The sequence below is a fragment of the Sulfurimonas sp. genome (assembly GCF_032250635.1).
Classification (GTDB): domain Bacteria; phylum Campylobacterota; class Campylobacteria; order Campylobacterales; family Sulfurimonadaceae; genus Sulfurimonas.
Map to the genome: position 1 here is coordinate 1 of NZ_JAVVFL010000247.1, position 2,499 is coordinate 2,499.

Consider the following 2,499-nt stretch of genomic DNA (forward strand, 5'->3'; position numbering starts at 1 on the left):
AAGGTACTTTGCACCAAAATATCTCTCTTGCGGAAGTGTCATGACATAATAGGCTCTCTTATCTTCTACTTGATAACCCTCTATAAAGTATTTAACAGGCTCTTTTATAAGCGAGAAAATCTCTTTTTGTCTGATATCATAAAGACCTGATTTGAATGTTTTAAATCTTGGGTACTCAAAATATTCATCATCCGAATTATGCTCTTGCATAAGCTTAATTATTAGAAGTGCCCTGTTTTTAAGTTCAAACTCATTTTTTATATCATACACTTTTTTCATGTATGACGTATAGATAAACAGCGGTGCAAGCAGGATTACCGCAACAAGAGCAGTATATATGTATGCGTAGGTTATAGCATAACTTTTATCTCTCAATGATATATCCTAAACCTCTTCTGTTTTGTATGATTGCGTCGGGAAGTTTTTGTTTTAGGTTGTTTATCTGAACGCGGATGGCCGATGGCTCTACATAATCACCCCACACCTCATCTTGAAACATCTGCATAGAGACAACACTGTTTTTGTTCTTGATAAGAACTTCAAGGATGTCTTTTTCAATCTTTCTAAGAATAATCTCTTTGGAGCAATGAGTTAACTTGCCTTTTAACATGTCATAAAATACATCTTCGCCAAGTACCATAAGCTCATCGTTTTGAAGATAAAAACTCTTTACCGCCTGCTTAATTCTAAGCTCCAACTCCAAGAGATCAAAAGGTTTGCGAATATAGTCACAGCACCCCTTTTTATACCCCTCGTTTAGGTTTTGTACATCTATCATGGATGTTAAAAAAATGGCAGGGATTTTAATCCCCTCTTTACGTATGCTTTGCAAAAGCTCAAATCCGTCCATTGAAGGAACATTGACATCTAAGAGGAGTAAATCATAAGATTTTGAGTAGATTGCATCATGTGCTTCCATTCCATCGGCATAATCATCTACCTCATACTCCATATCTTCCAAAAACTCTTTTATGCTGATTCTGAGTGAAAATTCATCTTCTAGTAACAAAATCTTCATTTTATTTTTCCATCCACTTTCTTTATGATTTTTTGCTCTAAAATAAGCTCTATAAGCTCCTCTTTCGTATATTCGTTTAACTTCTCATACCCAAGTTTTATATATTCGTTTTGCATATTCACGGGCATCTCGTCTTTCATTGTCATAAGTGATTTTATATCCTCAAACTCTTTAACCCTAACATCATTTTGCTCATCTCTTACAACATCATAAAGAGCTTTTTTTGTAAAGTTGATAAAAAATGAGGTTTCATCATTCTCCTCTTTGAAATACTCAAGATACCTCTTTGTTAACACAAACACAAATAGTCCTATTGATTCGGAGTTGCCGTTTTTTATATTTTCGCAAAATACATAATCATCATCAAGAGTGATTGCTCTGTTTACTTTAAGTTCTTTAAAATCGATTTTTCTAAGAAGGTCTATGTTGTTATGATTATAGTTTCTATTTGCCATGATATACCTATCAACAGTCTCATTGTTTTGCATAAAAACGGCTATATCGTAATACTTATCATCCATCAACACATAAAGATCAACACCTATCTTTTTAAAAAAGCTTGTTATAGAGTCAAAAAAACTTATAATCTCAACAAAACCCAAAAGAGTCTTGTCTCTATAAACAGGCACTGTAGTCTTAATGCTTAACATTCGTCCTGTCTCAATGGATGTGCGTGGAGTATTGTGAGAGCTAAAATATTGAAGGTCGCTTCTAAAATCTTCAAGCGGCATACCCGTATAGATATCGTCCCAGCTTCTTGCAAAGATATGGTAATCATGTGTGAGTATCTGAACTTTAATATCTTTTTGGGTGTAATTTTTTATCTCTTGTGTAATTCCGGAGAGAATCTTATAGCCGAGATCCTCATCCTCATTTTCCAAAGTATCAACTAAAGCGCTGTTTTTTGAGAGTGCTATTGCCATCTTAAGCGCATCAATCTTCTCGTTTTTTATCTCAGACTCTAACGCCAATACAAATTTATCTAAGATGTAGCTGACGTTTTGCTTATCTATCGCATACCTAAACGAGAGAAGTATATATACCAATATGGCTATTATTACCAGAAATATAGGCAGGGCTTTATTTAACATAAAATTTTAGTACGACATTAATCTATTGGAACAAAAGCATATCCGTCATTTTGAGCATCGATAAGACCTATCATTGCACTTGGTATTACCTCTACAAACTCTAAAATATTCTCTTTTGCTATATTTCTGGCTTTCATGCCAACGCCGCACATTAAAAATTTGACACTATATGTTTTTACAAGCGATGCGAGTCTCTCATGTATCTCTTTTGCTTTTGCCTGGAGTTTTTTATCCTCTTTGCATTTTGTTTTTGAGATATCTTTTACAAAAAACTTATACGCGCCTCCATGAACAATAACAACGATATCCAACTCTTTAAACACAGTTTGATAATGGGCATTATTAAATGCGATTCCCTTTATTAATCTTTTTTCAATCGTTGTCAGATCA

The 2,499-nt window shown here is 34.0% G+C and carries 3 protein-coding genes and 1 pseudogene; all 4 read right to left on the minus strand.

The window, feature by feature from the left end; all coding sequences use genetic code 11:
• Positions 1–375, minus strand: a pseudogene (locus RQ763_RS11335) (sensor histidine kinase); the annotation flags it as partial.
• The gene (locus tag RQ763_RS11340) at positions 365–1,018 is read right to left on the minus strand and encodes a response regulator transcription factor (protein WP_314153089.1); all 654 of its coding nucleotides are present in this window, start codon (positions 1,016–1,018) and stop codon (positions 365–367) included. The pseudogene RQ763_RS11335 and the gene RQ763_RS11340, both read right to left, overlap by 11 nt.
• Positions 1,015–2,109 (minus strand): cache domain-containing protein, encoded by a 1,095-nt coding sequence (locus tag RQ763_RS11345; protein WP_314153090.1) that lies wholly within the window; start codon positions 2,107–2,109, stop codon positions 1,015–1,017. Before RQ763_RS11345 ends, RQ763_RS11340 begins: the two co-directional genes overlap by 4 nt.
• 17 nt (positions 2,110–2,126) lie before the next feature.
• Positions 2,127–2,499: DsrE family protein (locus tag RQ763_RS11350; RefSeq protein ID WP_314153091.1), on the minus strand; the 373-nt coding region annotated here is incomplete at its 5' end.

Bases quoted from the DNA above. Each gene is read 5' to 3' on its own strand.
- RQ763_RS11340 (WP_314153089.1), bottom strand. From the start codon at position 1,018: ATGAAGATTTTGTTACTAGAAGATGAATTTTCACTCAGAATCAGCATA.
- RQ763_RS11345 (WP_314153090.1), bottom strand. From the start codon at position 2,109: ATGTTAAATAAAGCCCTGCCTATATTTCTGGTAATAATAGCCATATTG.